Below are 22,579 nucleotides of genomic sequence, written 5' to 3' on the forward strand. Positions count from 1 at the left end.
AGAAGAGGCGGCCGGCCTTCCCGCACCGTTTTCGTCCTGTCAGAACCGGACCCGGAACCCGGCCGTACCCTTCAGATTATAGCCCGCGCCGAAATCGGCGATCGCCGTATCGCCCGACACCTCGGTATAGAGGGTGAAGCGATCGTCGCCCCAACTGTAACTGCCGCCCAGCCCCAGTTCGCCCGACAGGCGGCGGTCGCGATTGACGATCGACGTTCCCGATACATCGGCAACCCCGCCGTCGAGCCATTCATAGGCGAGGTTCATCACGGTGTAGAGGCGCGTGCGGCGCGTGTCGCCCGCGCGGCCCTTCCAGCTCGTCTGATGGTCGATCGCCAGACCCCAGCGGGTCTTCAGGCTTTCGCCCCTGGCAACCGAAACCGCCGTGTCCGAAGGGTCGGCGAAACGGTCGAAATCGACCTTGGCATAGCTCATCTGCACCTGCGGCGTGATCGACAGGTTGCGGCCGATCGACGTCTGCTTGCCGAGTTCGAGGCTGAACGCCTGCCCATCACCCTTGTTGCCGCGCGCGAGCGATCCGAGGATGTTCGATTCAAGGTCGCTGTCGAACCAGCTGAGCTTGACCTGTCCGTCGGCATAGAAGCCCTGCGGCCCGTACCAGGTCATCGTCGCGCCGACGCCATAGCCCTGCGTGTCGATAGTGCCGTTACCGAAGATCGACGTGACCGCGCTGTCCGCCTTGCCATAGTGCGCGGTCAGCCCGCCGACGAGTGCAGCGCCGTCACCACGCTCTGCCAGCACGGCGTCGAGGCCGAGCTGTGCCTGCCACTGATCGGCGTTGCGGTCGGCACCGCTCGTCGAAACGAGCGCGTCCGGACGTTGCCGTTCGGATTCGAACCGGCCCCACAGGCCCGCACCGGCGATCGGCGACGCGGCCCATGACCGGTTGCCGACGCGCTGTTGCAGGGTCGGAAGACGGTTGAGCGACTGCAAGGCGCCGACATAGGCCTCATAGACCGGAACGCCCGGCTGATAGAGCGGAGCTTCCGGATTCTCGCCGTCCAGAAGCGCGGAACGAAGGTACCAGTCGCCATCCTGCGGCGTCGACACGCCATTCTTGTAGAGGCGATAGCCATAGGCGCCCACGACCACCGCCTGTTCGCCTTCGAACAGATAGTCGCCCTCGAGGGTAAAGGTGCCGTTCGAGACGCCCGCGACGTCGACGATCTTGATCCCCTCGACCGTCTGGTCGCCGAAGCCGCCGCGATTGATGACCGTGACGCGGGTGCTGCCCGAGGTGGCGCCGTTCACGATCAGGCGATCGGCCGCCGAGGCATCGCCGCCGAGTGCGGCCTCGATCTCGAGCATGCCGCCGTTGCCGACATAGTCGCCCGCCACGGTCAGCGAGCCGATGCCGCTGCCCGGCGCGACGACGCCCGCATTGGCGAGGCTGCCGACGCGGCCCGCGCCTTCGACGCGGCCCGCCGCGCCGACGGTGACCGCCCCGCCAAGGCTTCCCTGCACAGCCAGCGTGCCTCCGGCGACCGTCGTGCTGCCGCCGAAGCCGCCGTTGTCGGCGGTGACGAGCAAGGTACCCGCGCCATTCTTGGTCAGGACGCCCGTGCCCGAGAGGAGGCCGTCGTATGAGAAGACCGTGTCGGCCGCGGTGGCGATCGTTCCGCCACCGGCAACGATGAAGCCCCGCGCGCTGGTCACGTTGGCACTCGTTTCGAGCGTGCCGCCATCGAGCGTCACGTCGCCGCTCGCCGAGCCGAGATTGGTGTCGTCCGAAATGCGGAGCGTGCCGCCGACGATCTGCGTGCCGCCGGTGTAGCTGTTCGTGCCGCCGAGGACGAGCGTCCCCGCGTCGGTCTTGACCAGCTGCGCCGTACCGGTGAGCGCCGAAGCGATCGTCGCGGTGAAGTCAGCACCCGCCGTGCTGCCGTCGCCGACGCGGGTTGTCGCCTGCGCCCCGTCGAGCGCGACGGCGTCGCCGGTGATGACGTAACCGTTCGTCGCGAACTGCATGCCCGTGACCGACACGGCGCCCGGGCCGTTATCGACCGTGACCGTACCCGCCGTACCACCGAAGATCGCGAAGGCGCCGTCGGCATAGGGGGCGCCGAGATTACCCGTCGCGTCGGTCCAGTTGTTGTTGCCAGCGCTGCTCTGCCACACGCCGTCGCCGCCGTTGATCACGCCATCGACCTTCGGTCCGGCCGCGCCGTCCCAGAAATTCAGCGTGAGGCCACCCGAATTGACGAGATTGACCTGCCCCGCGACCGAGGTCTGGATGGCGGGGTTGGCGCCCGTCGGCATGGTGCCGAAGGTCACGCCGTTGTCGGTCAGCGTGCCGCCATAGTTGAACATGCGATAGATGCCGACGTCGAACGCGCCGCCCGCCGGTACGCCGACGTTGAGTACGCCGTCGAGGACGAGATTGCCGCCGACGTTAACGAGATCGTTGAGCGCGCCGCCTGCAACCCCGGCCTGCCCGAATTCGAAATCGAGCTGCGTCCCCGCCGCAAGCGACAGATTGCCGCCGACGGTCAGCGTGCCCGTTCCGCCCGCGCCCGGCGCAAGCCTTGCCCCGCTGGCGAGGTCGACATTGCCGCCGATCGTCCCCGTACCGCCCAGCGTCGCGCCCGCAGCGACACTGGTTACACCCGTCGCCGCCGAATAGTCGCCGTTGACGAACAGCGTACCTGCTTCGACCGTCGTGGTGCCTGCGAAAGACCCGATGCCGCCCAGCGCCAACGTGCCCGCGCCCGATTTGACCAGACCACCCGCGCCGCCGACCGGACCGGTAAGCGTCAGGGTCGTGCCGGCATCGCTGCGGAACACGCCATCGCCGATCAGTGTGATGGTGCGGCCCGAAACGATATCGGCCGTGGTGTGAAGCGCTCCGCCGCCGATCGACAGCCCGCCGTTCGCGTCGCCCAGATTGGCGTCGCTGCCGATCCGGATCGTACCGCCGTTGATCCGTGTCCCGCCGCTGTAACTGTTGGCGCCCGCCAGAACGAGCGTGCCTGCGTCGGTCTTGAGCAGTTCCGCCGCGCCGGCGATCCCGGCGTCGATGGTTGCGGTGTAGCCCGTGCCCGCGACGCTGCTGTCGCCGACCTGGACGATCGCCTGCGCGCCGGTCAGCGTCAGCCCGTCGCCGGCAATCACATAACCGTCGCTCGCGAACTGCATGCCCGAGGCAAGGACGTCGCCACCGCTGTTGTCGATCGTGACCGTGCCCGGCGCGGCCGCGAACACCGCAAAGCCGTCCTGCGCGTAATCGGCATTGATCGAGCCGTTCGCGTCGGTCCAGTTGTTGAGGGCGCCCGCGACACGCCACACGCCGTCTCCACCGTTGAGCACACCGTCATGTTTCGGCCCGGCCGCGCCGTCCCAGAAGCTGAGCGCCAGCCCCTGCGAATTGACGAGGTTCACCTGACCCGCGATTCCGGTCTGGACCGAAACGCCGCCGGTGCCGCCGGGGATCGTCCCCAGCGTCAATCCGTTGTCGATCAGCGCGCCGCCATAGTTGAACACGCGATAGATGCCGGGGCCGAAGCTGCCCCCCGCCGGGATCGTCACATCGATGGTCCCGTCGAGCGTCAGGTCGCCGCCGATATTGACCAGATCGTTGAGCGCGCCGCCCGCGACATCGGCCTGCCCGAACTCGTAATTCAGGATCGAACCGCCGGCGAGCGACAGATTGCCATTGATCGTCAGCGTACCGACACTTGCGCCCGGCGCAAGGATCGCGCCGTCGAGCATCGCGACATCGCCGCCGATGATGCCGATGCCGCCCAGCGTCGCGCCCGATGCAACGGTCATCTGCCCGGTCGCCGCCGACTGGTCGCCGTTGACGAGCAAGGTTCCCGCGTTGACGAGCGTGGCGCCCGCATAGCTGTTGGCACCCGCAAGCGTCAGCGTGCCGAGGCCGTCCTTCGTCAGCCCGCCCGCGCCGGTGAAGCGCGGAGCGATGCCGATGTCATGGCCGTCGGTGTCGACGATACCGCCGTTCGTGCCAAGCGTGATATCGCGCGTGCCGAAGCCGGTGAAGAAGCTGTCGTTATCGTCTGTCGCGCGCAGTACGCCGCCGTCGAGCGAGAAGTTGACGGTACCGAGACCGCCGCCGATCTGGCTGGTTTCAACAACTCCGCGATTGCCCGCCGTACCCGCAACGGTGATGGTTCCGCTGGAACCCGCCGCGATGCCGAGCGCGAAGCCGCCCTCGGCGCGGACGAGCCCGCCGTTTTCGATCAGGAGCGAACCGGCGCCGTCGTTGCCGACGGTCATCGAGAAATCGGTGACCAGCCAGCTCGAGCCCGCTCCGGTCACGACGACGCTGCCGGTATCGTTTGCGCCGATATAGCCTTGGTTGCTCGAGACGCTCGCGCCGTTTTCGATGCGCAGGGTACCGCTGCCGAAGCTGCCGATATTGAGTTGCTGCGTGTTGACCCAGGACGTGCCCGCACCGGAGACGACCGCATCGCCATGCGCCGAAGCGCCGACGACCCCGTCGTTGCTGGTGACCGCGGCGCCATTTTCGATGCGCAGCGTGCCGGCGCCAAACAGGCCGACATTGATCCGTCCACTGTTTTCCCAGAGCGAATCCGCGCCGCTGACGAGCACCTGACCGACGCCGTCGGTATTGGCGCCGATCTGCCCCCCGACGCTGACGACCTTGCCACCGTCGGTGATATTCAACGTCCCGCTGCCGTCATAACCGACAAACAGATCGGCATTGTTCGTCCAGGTCGACGCGACGCCGTTGGTGCCGACGCCCGAGACGTTGACGATGCCCTGCGCACCGGCATTGGAGCCGATCCAGCCAGACTGGTTGCCGACCTGACCGCCGGCGGTGATGTTCAGCGTGCCGTTGCCGAACTCGCCGATGACGATGTCGCTGGCGCCGGTCCAGGTCGAGGCGTTGCCGGTCGCGCCCTGTCCGGAAACGGTGACCGTGCCCTGCCCGCCCGTATCGTCCCCGATATAGGCGATGTCCGCCACGGTCACGAGGCCGCCATCGAGGATGTTCAGCGTGCCGGTACCGCGGCGGCCGACGCGGAGGATGCCGGTATTGGTCCACGTCGAGGCATTGCCGCTGCCGTCGGTGCCCGTAACGGTCAGCATACCCTGCTCGCCGCTCTCGCGGCCGATCACGCCTTCGGCATCGACGAGCGTGCCGCCGCTCGCAAGCCGCAGTTCGCCGCCGCGAACGTTGGTTTCGCCGGCAACACTGTTCGCGCCGGTCAGCACCAGCGTGCCGAGGTCGGACTTGATGAGGTCGGCGTTGCCGATGAGGTTCGACGCGATCGTCGCGGTATAGCCCGCACCGCCGATCGTACCGTCGCCGACGCGAATGACCGATTCCGGTGCAACGAGCGCGATGTCGTCGCCCGCGATGACATAGCCGTCGCTCGCGAACTGCATGCCCGATGCCGTGACGGCACCGAGCGTGTCATCGACGCTCACCGTCCCCCCGGCGCCCGAGAAGACCGCAAAGGCGTCGTCGGTGAAGGGCGCGTTCGCCGAACCGTCGAATTCGGTCCAGTTGTCGTTGCCGCCGCTCGCCTGCCACAGGCCGTCGCCGCCGGTGATCACGCCGTCGTTCTTGCCGCCGTTCACGCCGTCCCAGAAGCGCATGGTGAGGCCGGTGGTGTTGACCAGATTGACCTGGTTCGCGACCGAGGTCTGGACGAAATAGCCCGAATCGGCCGTCAGCCCGTTGTCGGTCAGCGTCCCGCCATAGTTGATGACACGATAGACGCCCGGTTCGAATGTGCCTCCGGGGGTCTCCTCGACATTGAGCGTGCCGCCAAGGACGAGGTCGCCGCCCACCTCGATCAGGTCATTATATGCGCCGCCAACGACATTCGCCTCGCCAAAGTCCAGGTTGAGCGTCGCGGCCGGGGCGAGGGACAGGTTGCCTGCGATGGTCAACCGGCCCGGAACTCCGCCGATATTGCCCGGATTGAGGTTGCCGTCGAGAATGGCAACATTGCCGCCGATCGTCCCCGTGCCGCCAAGTGTGCCGCCCGTCACGACACTGAGGCCGCTCGCCGCGCCGCCGAGGATGCCGTCGACGAGCAAACGGCCGCCCGCGACCGACGTTGTGCCTGTGAAGGCCGAGCTGTCGCCGGTCAGGCGCGTCGTGCCTGCCGCATGGTTGATCGTGCCGGTGCCCGAAATCGCATTGGCGAAGAGGTGGTCGGTGCCGGTGTGATTGAAGTTCAGCTCGCCCGTGCCGGGGCCGAAAATGATGTCCCCGTCGATGAAGCCCGCGGCCGCAGCAGCGCCGCCCTCGATGCCGCCGATATTGACCGAGCCGGTGGAACCCGCCTGCGCGGCGATCTGGAGACCGGAGCCCGTAGTCGCCCGGCCGCCGTCGGTGACGGTCAGCACCGCGGTGCCCGTACCGCTACCGATAACGAGGTCACCGGTCGTAGCAAAGCTGGACCCTGCGCCCGATACCGAAAGGTTCGCCGCCTGCGGCGCCGCACCGAAGGTCGCCGACGCAAAGCTCGCCGCGCCGCCCTGATCGACGGTGAAATTGCCCGCCGTCATCAGCAGCGAACCTGCGCTCGTCCAGTTGGAGCCGGTTCCGGCGATCGCGACGGCGATGGGGTTGGTGTTGCTGGTCGCCATGCCGATCTGGCTCGCGCCGCCGGTGCGCAGCACCCCGCCCGCATCGACCGTCAGAGCAAACGGAGCATTGAAGGTCGCGCTTCCCAGGATTCCGCCCGATACATCGGCCAGCGAGTTCGCCCCAGTAATGTTGAGCTGAGTCGAGGCGGTAAGGGCGCGCAGGTCGAAATCGCCCGCCCTGACCCGGAGCGTGCCGCCGTCCGTGACGTTCACGATAACCGAACCCGCGAAAGCGATATTATTCCCGCCAACGGACGCCGTGCTGAAGACCGAATTCGCGCCGTCGATGCTGAGCGTCGAGCGGCCCATGATCGTGCCGCCGCCGGAAAAGACGTTGGCCCCGCCGGCGATGCGAAGCTCGCCGCCCGTTCCGTTGATAGTCGTGCTGCCGTCAAAATTGCTGTTGCCGGTCAGCGTGGTCACCCCTGTGCCGGTTACGGAAAGCCTGCCGGTTCCGGTGATCGATCCGCCGTAGGTGTAAGCATTCGAACGGAAAATGACGAACCGGCCGTTGTTGACTACGTCACCGACGATCGAACCGGTGGTGCCGCTGTTGCTGCCGACCTGCAGCGTGCCGCCAAGGATCGTCGTGCCGCCCGTATAACTGTTGTCGGCGGCAAGCGCGAGCGAACCGTCGCCGAGCTTGGTCAATCCGCCACTCCCCGTCATTGCGTTGAGCACACCGTTCGAGGTCGCGGCGTTGGCGATGTCGATCGCGCCGCCGTTCGCGCCCAGAATATAGCTGTGCTGATTGACCGAGTTGGCGCCTGTCATCCGCAGGGTGCCGCCGTCGAGCGTGATCACGCCGGAGGCTGCGCCCAGGAAGCTGTCATCCGCCACCGAAATCACGCCGCCCTCGATCCGCGTGCCACCGGTGTAGCTGTTCACGCCCGTCAGCACGAGCGTGCCGCCGTCGGTCTTCACCAGTTGCGACGCACCGGTGAGGTTGGCGCTGATCGCCGTGGTGAAGCCCGCGCCCGCCGCGGTGCCGTCGCCGACGCGGACGATCGATTCGGGTCCGACCAGCGTCAGCGGCGCACCGTCGATCAGATAGCCGTCCGCCGCGAACTGCATTCCCGCCGTTGTGACCGCTCCGCCCCCGTTGTCGACCGTGACGGTGCCGGGTGCGCCCGCGAAGATGGCAAAAGTGCCGTCGGCAAAGGCGGCGTTGATCGCGCCATCGGCCCCCGTCCAATTGTTGTCGGCGCCACCGAGATGCCAGGTGCCACTGCCGCCGTTCACGACATTGTCGAACTTGGGTCCGGCTCCGCCGTCCCAGAAGCTGAGCGCAAGACCTTCGCTGTTGATGAGGTTGACCTGCCCCGCGACCGAAATCTGCACGGTAACATTGCTGCCCGCAGGCATCGATCCGAGCGCAAGGCCGTTGTCGATGAGAGTCCCGCCATAGTTGAACACGCGGTAGATACCGCCGCCGAAATAGCCGCCGCTCGACCCGGTGACGTTGATCGTCCCGTCGAGCGTCAGATTGCCGCCGACATTGACCAGATCGTTGAGCGCGCCGCCAGCGACGCCCGCCTCGCCGAATTCGAAATTCAGCACCGAACCGCCCGCGAGCGACAGATCACCGTTGATATTGAGCGTGCCGGGGCTGTTGCCGGGCGCAAGGATGCCACCGTTCAGGACATTGACGTTGCCGCCGATCGTGCCGCTGCCCGCCAGCGTCGCGCCGGACGCCACGGTCACAAGGCCCGTCGCCGCCGACTGATCGCCGTTGATGCGCAGCGTGCCGGCGTTCACACTGGTTGCGCCGGCATAGCTGTTGTTGCCGCTGAGCGTCAGAATGCCCGCGCCCGACTTGGTGAGACTGCCCGCTCCCGAAATCACCCCGCCCAGCGCAAAGTTCGTCCCCGCGTCGGTCAGGATCGTGCCCGCGCCGGTCAGGCTGCTGCTGCGCCCGCTTGCAAAGGATGCGGTGGTGCGCAGCGTACCGTTCGAGAAGGTGAGACCGCCCGCTGCGGCGCCGAGATTGACGTCGGCCGAAACCTGCAACGTGCCGCCGAGGATCGACGTCCCGCCAGCGTAGCTGTTGATACCCGAAAGGACAGTCGTACCGCCTCCCGTCTGATGCACGGAACCGCTGCCCGAGATCGCCCCGGCAAAATTGAGGAGGTCGGAGCGATTGAAGACCAGCAGGCCATTGTCGACGACATCGCCGACGATGCTGCCCGCCGTACCGCCATTGCCCAGCTGGAGCGTGCCCGCGTCGATCGTCGTGCCGCCTGTATAGAGATTTGTGCCGGTGAGGACGGTCGTCCCCGTTCCCGCCTGTCGCACCGATCCCGTGCCGACGATCTGCCCGCCATAAGACAACAGGTCGCTGCGGTTGAAACCGAGCGTGCCGAAATTGTTGACGGTCGCGCTGGCGATCGATCCCGTCGTGCCTCCACCGCCGACGAACAGCGTGCCGCCGTTGATATTCGTCGAACCGGTATAGCTGTGGTTGCCGGTCAGCACCCAGGTACCGCTGTCGTTCTTGGCGAGCGTGGTGACGCCCGTCCCGGCATTACCGATCGAACCCGCGAGCGTATTGTTACCTGCATTGGTGCCGCCGAGGGCGATGGTGCGCGCCTGATTGCTGCCCGCCAGCGTCACCGGCCCGGTATCGGTAAAGACGATCGCGCCCGTCCCCGATGATTCGATGAAGGTGACGCCCTGCGACAGGGTGAAGAGGCGGTTGGTCGTATCGCCGCTGCCGGTGTAACGCAGCGTCGAGCCGTTGCCGATTACGAGATTTGACGCGGCCGCCGACGAGGCGCCGATGCTGCTCGCGAACCCGCCGTCGGAGAGTTTGTCGACGCCGAGCACGCCGCCGCTGATTGTGGTGATGCCGGTGTAGGTGCTGTCCGGATTGGTCAGGATCCACGTGCCCGCATCGGTCTTGGTCAGGCGTGTCAGGCCCGCGCCATTGTTGTTGATCTGTGCGCCGAGGATGTTGTTGCCGGTGTTCGTGCCGCCGAGCGTCAGCGTCTGCGCCGTGTTAGCACTGGCGAAGGTCAGCGGACCTGCATGGGTGAAGGCGATCGCGCCGGTGCCCGATGCCTCGAGCTTGCTGGTCGTCGACGCGCCCAGCGTGAATTGCCGGTTCGTGGAGTCGCCGGCGCCGACATATCGCAGCGTGCCTCCGCTCAGCACGAGATTGCTTGCCGCAGAGGACGACGCCCCGATCGAGCTGTTCGCTCCCCCGTCACCGAGGCAGGTGACCGCCAGGATGCCCTGGTTGATGACGGTGATCCCGCCATAGCTGCTCGCACACCCCGACAGCTCCTGATAGCTGCCGCCATTCTTGACCAGGCCGCCGCTTCCCGAGATCGTACCGCCATAGACGGCAGCAGCGCTGCCGCCCGAGTTGATGGTCAGCGTAGCTCCGCCAAGAGCGATGTTGCCACCCAGTGCGCCCCCGCCAATCAGGTAGAGCGCGCTGTTGTTGTATCCGTTGAGATCGAGCAGCACGCCGGCAGTATTATCCAGCGAAAGCGGGCCAGAGCCCAAGGCGGTGGCAGATCCGGCGCGAACCGTGCCATTGATTATACGCAGAGAGCCTGTCGAACTGTTCGTTCCCGACAAGAGCAACGTGCCGGCTCCGGTCTTGGCCAGTTGCCCGCCGCCCGTGACGTTCCCCGAGAATTCGAGCACAGTGCCGGGATCGACGACGTTGATCGCGCCATTGCCGGTCAAGGCAAAGCCACGATCGGTCGAGGCGCTGGCGCCTGTATAGGCCAGCGTGCCGCCCGCCAGGACGAGGTTCGATGCCGCCGACGACGACGCGCCGATGGCGCTCGCCTGTCCGCCATTGGCGATGCAATCGATCGCAAGCCCGCTGCTGATCGTCGTGACGCCGGTATAGTCGTTGTTGCAGCCGCTGATCGTCTGCGTATAGCTGCCGCCACCACGCGTGAAGCCGCCGGTGCCGGTGATCCGCCCGGTAAAGACGCCGGGACCGCCGGCCGTCATCAGCGTTTGTCCGCCCAGATCGACAAGTCCGCCGCCTATGATCGCGGCGACATAGATGTCATAGCCGCCGAGGTCGAGCGTGGCGCCGGTGTTGACCGTCATATATCGGCCGCCGAAGCCGAAGGCGCGCGCCGATCCCGCGCGCAGGGTTCCGGCGGTCACGATCGTATCGCCGGTCATGGTGTTGGTTCCGTCGAGAACCAGCGTACCGGCCCCGTCCTTGAGGAAATAGCCCGCCCCGGTTGCAATACCGCTGATCGTCAGCGTCGTGCCCGCCTGTGCCACGTCGATCCGGCCATTGCCACCGGCAAGCGTGAAGCCGCGGTCGGTCACGACGGTGCCGCCCGTGTAACGAAGCTGACCGCCGTTTGTCAGGACAAGGTTTTCCGATGCGTTGCTCGCCGCGCCGATTCCGCTCGCGATGCCGCCGTCGGCAAGCGTGTTCACCGCCAGCGTTCCGCCCGCGACAGTCGTCACCCCGACATAGTCGTTCGCGGCATTGGCGAGCGTCAGCATGCCCGCGCCTGCCTTGGTGAAACCCGCCTCGTCGGGGCTGGTCACCAGTCCCGAAAATTCGACCGTCCGGCCTGTGGCGATCTCGATCGTGCGTTCGGCGCCGCCATCGACGAGCGTCATGCCGCGGTTCGACACCGCATCGACGCCGCCAATATAGGAAAGTGTGCCGCTTTCGAGGACAAGGTTCGCCGCATCGGCGCTCGACGCCCCGATGCTGCTGTTCACCCCGCCATCCGCAATGCTCGCCACTTCCAGCCGGCCACCGCTCAGCGTTGTGCCGCCCGAATAGCTGTTCACGCCGGTCAGGCGGACGGTGCCGCTGCCTGCCTTGGCAAAGCTGGTGGCTCCCCCATTGTCGATAATCGTCGATTCGATGGTGAATGTCCCGGAGCTGTTCTGCTGCACGCCCAGGGTGCTGCTGCCCGAGCCGCCGGTCAGGCTGCCCCCCGTTATCGTCTGGCTGTTGCCTCCAACCGAAGTGGCGACGATAATCGTGCCATCGATTCCCAAAGTAGCCGTCGGGTCGATGGTAACGGTTGTGGTCGGATCAAAGGTCGTGAATTGCAGCCCCGCCAGCTGCACATCACTTGCGACGGTTCCGAAAAAGCTCTCGGTATCGCCATCGCTGTCGGAAATATACTGGCCGTCCGCCCAAAGCGAGGCGTCATCCTGATCGGTATAATCGGCATCGGTGAAGGCGACGATGTTGCCGCCGACGACTTTGGCATAATCCGTGCCGTTGACAGTGGCCCAGCCGCCGAGACTCGTGTTGCTGGTGGTGAAATTGCCCGTGACCGGAAGGGCGAAGTCGACCAGGCCGCCCGAGCGGTTGATCGCGCCGAAATTGATCGTGACACTCCCGGTGCTGCTGGCCTGCGCACCGACCCTGTTATTACCGGCAAGGATGTTGAGGCCATTGAAGGTCTGGATATTGCTCTCGCCTGCGTCGCCAAATACCGTCAACGAACCGCCGGCCATGTTCAGCGTCGATGCGCTGGAAATGATGTTGGCGGCGGGCCCGCCAAGGAAGTCAAGGACAAGAAGACCGCCATTGACCGTTGTTGCACCGGTGTAGCTGTTCGCCCCGCGGAGGGTCAGAAAACCCTTGCCGGCCTTGGTCAAACCGCCCGTACCCGTGATGATCCCGGAAAAAATATCGTCCGTGACGGTATCCACGATGAGATTGGCCGAGCCCAGCGCGACCGTCCCGCCGGTGCCGGTGAGCGAAGGCGCGACGAGATCATGTCCGTCCAGATCCAGCGTGCCGCCGTTGACGATGAATCCCGTCGCGTTGCCGAAGGCGCCGGCGACGCCCGCCCGAAGCGTGCCGCCATTCACCGTCACCGTTCCGCGCTGCACATTCGCGCCGCCGAGCACCCATGTCCCCGCGCTATCGGCGACGATGTTGCCGTTGCCCGACATGGCGCCCGAGAAGAAACTGGTCCCGGCAAAGCTGCCGCCGAAGGTCAGCGCGTCGGGATTGGGATTGGCGGCGTTAAAGACAAGCGCGCCCGACAGATCGAGCGCGCCCGTGCCGTCGTTGCGGATGATATTGGTAGCGCCGTTGATCAACCATTCGCGGTTGCTGGCATCGCCCGCCCCGGTATAGCTCAGCGTCCCGTTGTTGAGTACGATCGTCGTGCCCGCGCCGAGCGAGCTTTCGCTGCCGATATCGGCGAGCTTGCCGAGACGGATTTCGCCCGCGAGCGCTGCCTGTCCGGTGAAGCTGTTCGCGTCGCCGAGTTCGATGATGCGCCCCGCCGACGCGGCGAAACCATAGGCTCCGCCACTGAGCACGCCGAGCAGGTGGATGTCGGCATTCTCGGCATTGAATGTGCCGGAGACCGAAATATCGATATCGCCGGTGAGCTCGAGCGTGCCGGTTCCCTGGTTGCGAATCTGGGCGTTGTTGCCGTTAATATCCCAGTTGCGGTTCGAACTGTCGCCATCGCCGAGGTAGATAACGCTGTCGCTATATTGGCTGGTCTGGTTGAAGACGATCGTGCCGTCCTCGACCGTCACCGGCGCGCCGAGCGAACTGGCCTGCCCCAGATCGCCGATCGAAGTGAAGCGCACCGAACAGACGCCGTTGCAGCCCGAGAAAACCGTCCGCCCTGTATAGGTGCTGGCGTCGTTGCTCATCGTAACACCGCTGGCGGCGACCGAAACCGACCCATTGCCCGTGATCAGCGCCGATCCGGCACCCGAGCCCTCGAGGATCAGATTGCCGCCGTTGCCGATGGTTACGGAGCGGGCGGTGCCGGCACCACCGATCGACAGACGCACATTGGCCCCCGCCGCAGTGAAGATATTGTTGCCCGCCGCGCCAAGAGCGCTGTCGGCGGCGGCATAGAGGCTGCCCGCATCGATATTGATATCGCCCGTAAAACTGTTGACGCCGTTCAAGGTCAGCGCCCCGTTGCCCGCCTTGACCAGGCCGTTCGAACCCGCGAGGGTCGAATTGATCGTGCCGCTCCCAACCGTCGTGATCGTCGAACCGGCGCCGCCGAGCGTGATCGAGCTGCCGTTCAGCACATAGCCCGCCGAACTGAAGGTGATGTTGCCGACCGTCACGGGAACCCCGACTGTTACCGTGCCCGCAGCGCCGCCAAAGATCGCGTTGTCGAGATCGCCATTATTCCACGGTTCGACGAACGGCCCGCTGACACCGTCGCCGTTCGGGCTCCAGTTGAGATTGGAGAGGTTCCACGTCCCCGTTCCGCCCGATCCCACCGCGGTGACATTGGCGTCCCAGTAGCGATCCTCGGCATAGGCCACGGAAGGCATGATCGACACGAGTGCGGCCGCGAGCGAAGCGCTCGACACGAGCAGGCGCGAACGGGTCCGCAGCTTCCGGTCGTTCCGGCGGGACATATTCTTCTCGGTCATCTTGTTTCCTTGAACACAGGCAATTCGCCCGCACGGACGGGCGGGAGAAATTGGCGGATCGATTATCGGGTGGTGGTCGGCAACGATATCGGGCGGCCGGCGGTCGCCTGAATGTAACGGCCGGAAATACCGGAACGAAACGCGCGATCCCTGTTCATCGACGACCCCCTGCTTTGGCGCGGCCCCTCGACTCGGACAACGCCCCTTTCCGATCGCCGCGCGGCCCGGAAGCTCGCGCGATCTGCCCCATGCCATGCCTCCGCCGCCGGAGCGGGTGGTCGCGGAGAGCAAGACCAGATCAATCCGTTCGGAACATCCGAAAGGTGGCGCGCCTAGTCCGCTACGAACTATTGGTTATCAACCGATTACCGAATCGCGAGGAAACACCGTATGTTACGGTGTCGATACGGAAGATTGAGACCGGGTAACGGCATCCAGAAACCCGTTACGACCATGTCACGCGTCACGAGCCCTTGCACCGCCGGCAGTGGTGCCCCTAGACCGTTTGCATGGCTCCGCCCGCTTTCTCTCCCGGCGACGAGCAGGCGATGCGCCAAGCCATCGCCGAACGTCCCGATGCAGCGCAGGCCCATGCGGCACTCGCGTCGTTTCTTTGCGCTGCGGGCCGCGCGGACGAGGCCCTGGCGCATCTCGACCGCGAGCGGCTCCGGCGGCCGTCGAGCCTTTGGCCGCTTTCGATCAAGGCCGGTATTCTTTCGGCCGAACGGCGGACCGCCGAAGCCATCGACGTTCACAGGGCGCTTGTCGCCATGGCTCCGGACAAGCCGCTTCTGTGGTCCAATTTCGCCGGCGACCTTGCCGCAGCCGGCGAGGCTGCCGGGGCGGCGGCCGCCTATCGCAGAGCGGTCGAGATGGCGCCGGGATCCGGTGCGGCCTGGCTCGGCCTTGCCAACCTCCGTCTCGCCCGCCCTGCAGCTGAGGATGTCGCCACGATCGAGCAGGCCGTGGGCGCCGCGGACGATCCCTATCAAAAGATGCAGATGCTGTTCGCTCTCGGCCGCTTTCACGATGAACTCGGTGCCTTCGACAGGTCGTTCACCTGTTTCAGCGAAGCCAATAGCCTGCGCGAAAGGCTTGTCCCCCATGATGCGAGCGGGCTCACCGCATTGGTCGATGCACAGCTTGGGCTGCCCGGGGCCTTTTTCGCGGAACAGCCGGAACCCGATATCGATGAGGCCGGCGCTATTTTCATCGTCGGAATGCCACGCTCGGGCTCCACACTCGTCGAACAGATGCTCGATTGCCATCCCGAAATCGAGGGCGGAGGCGAGTTGTTCGTCCTGCAGGAAATCGCAGCGTCGCTCGGCGCGTTCGAGGCGCCCGCGTCCTTCGCCCGCCGCGTGCAGGCGCTGACACGGGACGAAGCTGCGCAGCTTCGCACGCATTATCGGCACTCAACCGCGCGTTTTCGAAAGACGAAGCGCCGTTATTTCATCGACAAGATGCCGGCAAACTGGCGCTTCGTTACGCTTATCCAACGAATTTTGCCGAACGCACGCATCATCGATGTGCGGCGCGATCCGATGGCCTGCTGTTTTTCAGCCTATACGACCTATTTCAACCGGCATACCGATTTTCCGAACGAACTGGAGCATCTGGGCCAATATTTCGGACATTATGTCCGGACCATGGACATGGCGCGAACGTCGATGCCGAAGCGTGTCTACCGCATGGAATATGAAGAGCTCGTGGCGCATGCGAACCGCGAGATTCGTGCACTGCTGGAATTTTTGCAGCGCCCCTTCTCGGATTTCTGTCTTCGCCCGCAAGAAAACCCCCGGGCCGTCCACACGCCAAGCGCCCAACAGGTTCGCGAACCTGTTCATCGTCTAAAAGACCAGGTGCGGAATTATCTTCCATGGCTCGGGCCGTTAAGGTCCGCGCTCGAGCCCGGACATCCATCAAAATAGGTGATCGAATGCTGACTCAGAGAGCAGTCCCATATCCATCTTGCGGATCCAGCCGGGGCCCTGCGCCATGGGATCTCACAGAATCAGGCTGCCAGAACTTTCCCGAAGACACATAGTCCTTGGCCATTCCTCCTCTTCCGCAAGATATTGCGCACGGGAATTATCTCGTGCTTGTCCAAAGAGGGAGCGCCATGCTCAACCCCGGGACCGACCGGCCAAGCCATCGAAATAATGGCAGGGGCAGCAGGACTCGAACCCGCGACCCTCGGTTTTGGAGACCGATGCTCTACCAACTGAGCTATACCCCTAGGCCGGAGTGGGCCCCTAGCCCGATTGTGGAGCGGGAGCAAGGGGGATGACGGGTTGCGTCGCCCCACGGCGCTGATATGCGCAATCCGGCATGAGCGACGCGCCTTCCTCCGCAGCCCCGCAAAATTATCTCGGCGGAATCGCGCTACGGCTGCTCGCCATGGCGAGCCTCTCCCTGATGTTCGTCGTCGTCAAATATGTCGACCGCGCGGGCATCCATATCGTCGAGAGCCTGTTCTGGCGGCAGGTACTCGTCCTCCCCTTCCTCCTCCTGTGGGTTCGGGCGACGAGCGGGATGTCGTCGCTCAAAACCGCGCGCATCGGCGCGCATGCGCGGCGGATGATGATGGGGCTGACGGGCATGGCGTGCAATTTCGGCGCGATGATCCTGCTGCCGATGGCCGAGGCGACGACGATCAGCCTGTCGGTGCCGGTCTTCGCGGTAATCTTTGCCGCATTGCTGCTCGGCGAGGCGACAGGGTGGCAGCGTTGGAGCGCGGTGATCGTCGGGTTCATCGGCGTACTCATCGTGCTCGATCCGGTTTCGGGCTTCGCAGGCGGATTTGGCGGCACGCACGGTATCGGGACGCTCGTCGCGCTGACGGGAGCGATCATGACCGCGCTGATCACGATTGCGGTGCGCGACCTCGGCCGTACCGAAAATGCCGCAACCATCGTCTTCTGGTTCAGCCTGCTCTCGATGATCCCTCTGGGGATCGCCCTGCCCTTCGTCTTCACGCCGCACAGCGGCGATGAATGGTTGCTGCTGATCGGGCTGGGTTTCCTCGGCGCGATCGTGCAGATGTCGCTCACCGGCGCGTTGCGCCTCGCTCCCGTCTCTGTCGTGATCCCGATGGACTATTCGAGCCTGCTCTGGGCGATCGCGGCAGGCTGGTGGTTTTTCGGCACGCTGCCCGCCGACACGACCTGGGTCGGTGCACCGCTGATCGTCGCGTCGGGCCTGTTCATCGCCTGGCGCGAGCATCGCCGCCATATCGACCGGCCGAAGGAGGTTGCCGCATGACGCGCCCTGTTCTCTACCATTGTCCCGATGCCCGCTCGCTGCGCTGTCTGTGGGCAGTCGAGGAGACGGGAATGGACGTCGATTTGCGGATGCTGAAATTCCCGCCGCGCGCATTCGAGCCCGGCTATCGCGCGGTGAACCCGTTGATGACCATTCCCGGCTGGGTCGAGGATGGCCGGTTGATGACCGAGTCCGCCGCGATCTGCGAACGTATCGCCGAGGGGACTTCGCTCGAAGTCCGCCGCGACGAAAGTGATTATTGGGCGTGGCGCAACTGGCTGCATCGCAGCGATGCGACGCTGACCTTCCCGCTGGCAATCATGATCCGCTACACGCGCGTCGAGCCCGAGGAACGGCGGCTCGCGCAGGCGGTCGAAGACTACAGGGCCTTCTTCGGCGGGCGGGCAAAAAGCATCGAGGCGGCGCTGGGCGACGGGCGCGAGTGGCTCGTCGCGGAGCGCTTCACCATCGCCGATATCGTGATCGGCTATGCCGCCTTCCTCGCGACGACGCTTGGTGCCGACGACGTGCTGGGCGAGGCGACGAAGGGGTGGCGCGATCGCTGTATGGCGCGCGAAGGCTTTCAGCGCGCCCGCCAACGCCAGAAGGCGGCCGCATAACGGAAAAGGGCTCCACCATTTGGTGAAGCCCTCCGTGCCCCCCGTGCATGGCAACGCCAACGAGGAAAACGCATCGGCCTTTCGGGGTGTAGGTCGCGTGAAAGGCCGTATGTGGGGCCAATTTATGGCACGGCGGACAGGTTGGCTTTCACATTTTCACCGGCGATTTCGCCCGATCTAAAACCACATATCGCGAACGCAGCGACCATCGGGCGGAAGGTCCTCGAAGGTGTCGGCGCCGTCGAAATGATCGATCGGCAAATTCGCCACGGCCCCGGCCGGCGCGAGGCGGATATTGATCGCCATTCGGCGGCGGCCGTCCGCTTCGATCCGGAGTCCGCGCCAACCGAGCACACAGCCGCACGCGGGGCAGAAATGGATTTCGAGCGCCGGATCCGCCTTGCCGCGACGCGTGAACGTCCGCGTCGCACCATCGAGGCAAATCCTCTCGTTTTCATAATCATAGGCCCATAGCGTACCGTAACGTGCGCACATGCTGCAATTGCACGCGGTAATCGACCCGGGATCGCCGGCGAACGTCCAGCCGGTTTCGCCGCACAGGCAGCGCCCCGCGAGCGATGGCTCTGACGCGCCGTTCAATTCACCATCCGCTCATAGCCTTCCCAATAGGGCGCGCGCAGGTCCTTGCGCAGGATCTTGCCGCTGGCGTTGCGGGGCAGCGCGTCGATCACGTCGATGCTGCGCGGACATTTGAACGGCGCGATGCGCTCGCGCGCCCAGGCGATGATGTCGGCTTCCTCGGCCGTGGTGCCGGGCTTGGCGACGACGACCGCCTTCACTGTCTCGCCCCATTTGGCATCCGGAATGCCGATCACCGCGACTTCCTGAACCGCCGGGTGGCCGAAGATCGCGCTTTCGACCTCAGCCGGATAGACATTCTCGCCGCCGGTGATGATCATGTCCTTCATCCGGTCGTGGATGAAAAGATAGCCGTCGGCGTCGAGGTAGCCGGCGTCGCCGGTGCGGATCCAGCCGTCGTCGGTCATCGTGTTCGCCGTCGCGTCGGGCAGGTTCCAATAGCCGAGCATATTGTTCGACGAGCGCGTAACGACCTCGCCCACCTCGCCGGTCCGGACCGGCTGGCCGTCGGGTCCGAGGATGACGATTTCGACCCCGGGGAGCGCCTTGCCCGCCGAGCGCATCCGCGCATTGCCCGCGGGGTCGTGATCCTCGGGTGGCAGCATCGAAATGGTGCCCGTCGTTTCGGTCATGCCATAGGCCTGGATGAACTGGGCGCCGAACACCTTGATGCACTGGCGCAGCAGTTCGAGCGGGATCGGGGCAGCGCCATAGAGGATATATTTGAGGCGGCTGTAATCGACGCTGGCGCAGCGCGGGTGCATCAGCAGCATCTGGAGCGCCGCCGGGACCATGAAGAAGCGCGTTACGCCATGCTGCTCGACCGCGTCGAACACGCCGTCGGGGTTGAATTCGGCAAGGACGACGCCGGGCAGGCCCGCCGCGAGCGCCATGATGCCGAGCCCGGTGCCGCCGATATGCGCGCAGGGCATCGCGACCAGCACGGCCTCGTCATCCTCCCATTTGGTATAGGGCAGGTCGAGGCTGCTCGAATGTTTGCGTAGCGCGAAGAGGTTGCGGTTCGACAGCACCGCCCCCTTGGGGTTACCCGTCGTGCCCGAAGTATAGAGCTGGAGCACCGCATCGCTCGTGCCCGACGGTTCGAAGGGCACGTGCTCGGCCCCATCGATCATCGCCCACGCCTCGGCAGCGCCGAGGATCGCGGGGTCGTTCTGCAGCTTTCCCGCGAGCTGTTCGGCGAGCGTGTCGAATCCCGGCCCCGCGAAGACCATCTTCGCCTGTGTATCATTGACGATGAAAGCCCATTCGGTCGGTGACAGGCGCCAGCCGATCGGCGCCATCACGATGCCCGCGCGCGCGGCGCCATAGAAGAGGGTGAAATAGAGATCGCTGTTCTTGCCGATCCACGCGATGCGGTCGCCCTTTTCCAGCCCCGCCGCGAGCAACGCCGACGCGGCGCGCGCGGTGCGATCGTCTAGTTCGGCGTAGGTGTAGACGCGATCCTCTTCGCGCATGGCCACGCGGTGCGGACGCTCGCCCGCCCAATGGGTCAGGAATTCGTCGAACGTAAACAGCTCCGAAACGTCGCGGCCCATCGCCTCACTCTCCTCGAATCGCGTCTTTTGCGCGGCATCGCGAAAGGCTAGCGGCTCTACCCGCGAGGTAAAGCGCCGATCGCCCATCCTGTCAGGGACGTCAGGTGCGGCGGAAGAGCAGCATCAGATTGTTGGCGGGCATCGCGCGGCGCTCGTCAAAGGCGAGGCCGGCGGTCGCGGCGGCCGCCTTGACGACGCCGGTATCGCGCAAGCCCCAAGCCGGGTCGCGGGAGCGCAAGCTCGCGTCGAAAGCGAGATTGCTCTCGGCGGTCGAGACGTCAGGTTCGGTATAAGGGCCATAGAGGATCAGCGGCGCGCCGGGCGCAAGCAACCGTGCGGCGCCGGCGATCAGGCCGAGCGTCGCCGCCCATGGGCTGATATGCACCATGTTGATGCAGAGGATCGCGTTGGCCTGGTCGACCGGCCACGAACCCGCAGCCGCGTCGAGCGCGATCGGTGGCGCGACGTTCGCCAGCCCGGCCTCGGCACGATACGCGGCGATCGAGGTCAGCCCGGAGGGATCGGGGTCGCTCGGTTGCCAGTCGAGCTGCGGAAAGACGGCGGCGAAGTGAACGGCGTGCTCGCCCGATCCGCTTGCGACCTCCAGAACGGTTCCGCTGGCCGGTAACCAGTCGGCCAGAACCGCCGCGATGGCATCGCGGTTGCGTAGCGTCGCGGGGGCGTGGCGCTTGTCGGCCGCGGCGCCGTCGCCCGGCATCCAGGGCTGCGCGGTCACTTTTTCGCCTGCGCCCGCGCACGGCGCTCGCGCACGATCAGCCAGCCGAACAGACCGACCGGTCCGGCCATCAGGGTCAGGAACAGGAAAGGGAATTGCACGGCGCGGCTGAACCCCTTCTGGTCCGCGTCGCGTGCGATCCACATGCCGGTGAACAGGTCGAACGCCAGATAATGGATCCACCCGAGGGTCGCCCCGCCGGGGCTGTCGAACAGCTTCATCACGCCCTTCAGCGTCGTGAAATCGGCGCCGCCCGATCCGCCCAAGTCGATACCGCCGGTCAGGAAACCGACGATCAGGACCGTGTAGGCGAGGCAAAGCAGAAAGACGCCAGCATAGAGGATCGCCGCAAGAATCTTCGGGCTGCGCGGCAGAAAGGCCAGCGCAATCCAGCCCGCGAAGGCCCAGTAATTGGCCAACAGAAAGATATTATCCCAGCTCATCGCGCGTCCCCGCCTTATCAAATCAGTCCGCCGAGCCCGAGGACCACGACGCCCGCCAGCAAGGCAATGGCGCCGGTAACCGTGATCAGCAAGGTCATTCGCGCCGCGGAAGCGCGCCGCGACACGAGGAAAGCCGTCGCAAGGCCGAGGCCGATGGCGAACAGCGGCGCATAGACGAAGACCCAGTCATAACCGAACTCGTGGCGGACCCTGATCATCTCCCACTGCTCGACGACGAGGCCGTAGGCGGTGATCGCGATGAGCCAGCCGAGGATCGCGACGACCCCGAACAACGCCCCGGCCGCCACGCAACCGACGCCCGAGCGCGGCTCGGGACGGTCGAGGCCGGGGCGGTGTTCGGCCATCAATCCTCCCAGGCGAGAATGGGCTTGCGTGCAGCCGCCGTCTCGTCGAGGCGCGCGCGGGGGGCGAAATGCGGCGCGGTCTTCAGCGCCGGATCGCCGTTCTTCGCCCGCAACGCGATGCTGCGCAGCGCCCCGATGAACTGGTCGAGCACCGCCTTGCTCTCGGTCTCGGTCGGCTCGACGAGCATCGCGCCATGGACGACGAGCGGGAAATAGACCGTCATCGGGTGATAGCCCTCGTCGATCAGCCCCTTCGCGACATCAAGCGTCGAGAAACCCTCGGCGAGACCTTTGTCGCTGAACAGCGCCTCGTGCATGCACGGGCCCGACGCCGCGAACGGCGCGTCGAGCACGCCCTCCAGGCTGCGCAGCACATAGTTGGCGTTGAGCACCGCATCCTCGGCGACCTGTTTGAGACCGTCGGCGCCGTGGCTGAGGATATAGGTCAGCGCGCGGGTGAACATGCCCATCTGGCCGTGGAAGGCGGTCATGCGGCCCAAGGTTGCCGGATGTTCCTCCGCGGCATTTTCTTCCTCGATCAGTTTGTGACTGCCATCGGCGTAACGCGCAACGAAGGGCAGCGGGCCATAGGGCGCCAGCGCCTCCGACAGCACGACCGGGCCCGAGCCAGGCCCGCCGCCGCCGTGCGGGGTCGAGAAGGTCTTGTGAAGGTTGATGTGCATCGCATCGATACCGAGATCGCCGGGGCGCACGCGGCCGACGATCGCGTTGAAATTGGCGCCGTCGCAATAGACGTAGCCGCCCGCCGCGTGGACCGCGTCCGAGATGGCCTTCATCTCCCGCTCGAACAGGCCGCAGGTGTTGGGGTTGGTGATCATCACCCCGGCGACGTCGGGGCCGAGGCGGGCCTTGAGCGCCGCGAGATCGACGCGGCCTTCGGCGGTCGCGGGAATATCCTCGACCGTAAAGCCGGCAAAGGCCGCGGTCGCGGGGTTGGTGCCATGCGCGCTTTCGGGGACGAGGATGACGCGGCGATCCTCGCCGCGCGCGT

The 22,579-nt window shown here is 65.6% G+C and carries 10 protein-coding genes and 1 tRNA gene; 3 read left to right on the top strand and 8 right to left on the bottom strand.

Going from position 1 to position 22,579, the window contains the following annotated elements; all coding sequences use genetic code 11:
* Positions 1–39: 39 nt before the first annotated feature.
* Positions 40–13,983 carry an autotransporter-associated beta strand repeat-containing protein gene (locus JHC57_RS07785; RefSeq protein ID WP_294029445.1) on the bottom strand — a complete coding sequence of 4,648 codons (13,944 nt, stop codon included), beginning with the start codon at positions 13,981–13,983 and terminating at the stop codon, positions 40–42.
* Positions 13,984–14,753: 770 nt separating this feature from the next.
* On the opposite strand from JHC57_RS07785, the gene JHC57_RS07790 reads away from it, so the two are divergent.
* Positions 14,754–15,914, top strand: coding sequence for a sulfotransferase (locus JHC57_RS07790; protein WP_294029446.1), 1,161 nt, complete (start codon positions 14,754–14,756; stop codon positions 15,912–15,914).
* A gap of 232 nt (positions 15,915–16,146) precedes the next feature.
* Here the strand turns inward: JHC57_RS07790 and JHC57_RS07795 are convergent.
* Positions 16,147–16,222: transfer RNA gene (locus JHC57_RS07795), tRNA-Trp, on the bottom strand.
* 92 nt (positions 16,223–16,314) lie between these two features.
* Between JHC57_RS07795 and JHC57_RS07800 the strand changes: the two genes are divergently transcribed.
* Entirely contained in the window at positions 16,315–17,247 is a 933-nt protein-coding gene (locus tag JHC57_RS07800) for a DMT family transporter (RefSeq protein WP_294029447.1), read from the top strand.
* Positions 17,244–17,867: a glutathione S-transferase family protein gene (locus JHC57_RS07805; RefSeq protein WP_294029448.1), complete on the top strand. Its 624-nt coding sequence runs from the start codon at positions 17,244–17,246 to the stop codon at positions 17,865–17,867. The genes JHC57_RS07800 and JHC57_RS07805 overlap by 4 nt, the downstream gene beginning before the upstream one ends.
* A 177-nt stretch (positions 17,868–18,044) precedes the next feature.
* On the opposite strand, the gene JHC57_RS07810 is transcribed toward JHC57_RS07805, so the two are convergent.
* From JHC57_RS07810 to gcvPB, 6 genes are all read right to left on the bottom strand, one after another.
* Positions 18,045–18,467: a hypothetical protein gene (locus JHC57_RS07810; protein WP_294029449.1), complete on the bottom strand. Its 423-nt coding sequence runs from the start codon at positions 18,465–18,467 to the stop codon at positions 18,045–18,047.
* Positions 18,464–20,023, bottom strand: coding sequence for a fatty acid--CoA ligase (locus tag JHC57_RS07815; protein ID WP_294029450.1), 1,560 nt, complete (start codon positions 20,021–20,023; stop codon positions 18,464–18,466). Before JHC57_RS07815 ends, JHC57_RS07810 begins: the two co-directional genes overlap by 4 nt.
* A 100-nt stretch (positions 20,024–20,123) precedes the next feature.
* The gene (locus JHC57_RS07820) at positions 20,124–20,741 is read right to left on the bottom strand and encodes a DUF938 domain-containing protein (protein ID WP_294029454.1); all 618 of its coding nucleotides are present in this window, start codon (positions 20,739–20,741) and stop codon (positions 20,124–20,126) included.
* A 14-nt stretch (positions 20,742–20,755) separates the two neighbouring features.
* Entirely contained in the window at positions 20,756–21,202 is a 447-nt protein-coding gene (locus JHC57_RS07825; RefSeq protein ID WP_294029451.1) for an ABA4-like family protein, read from the bottom strand.
* A gap of 17 nt (positions 21,203–21,219) precedes the next feature.
* Positions 21,220–21,567: a hypothetical protein gene (locus JHC57_RS07830; RefSeq protein ID WP_294029452.1), complete on the bottom strand. Its 348-nt coding sequence runs from the start codon at positions 21,565–21,567 to the stop codon at positions 21,220–21,222.
* Positions 21,567–22,579 (bottom strand): aminomethyl-transferring glycine dehydrogenase subunit GcvPB (gene gcvPB / locus JHC57_RS07835; RefSeq protein ID WP_294029453.1); only part of this gene is annotated, 1,013 nt, incomplete at its 5' end. The genes gcvPB and JHC57_RS07830, both read right to left, overlap by 1 nt.

The organism is Sphingopyxis sp. (assembly GCF_016463645.1).
GTDB lineage: Bacteria > Pseudomonadota > Alphaproteobacteria > Sphingomonadales > Sphingomonadaceae > Sphingopyxis.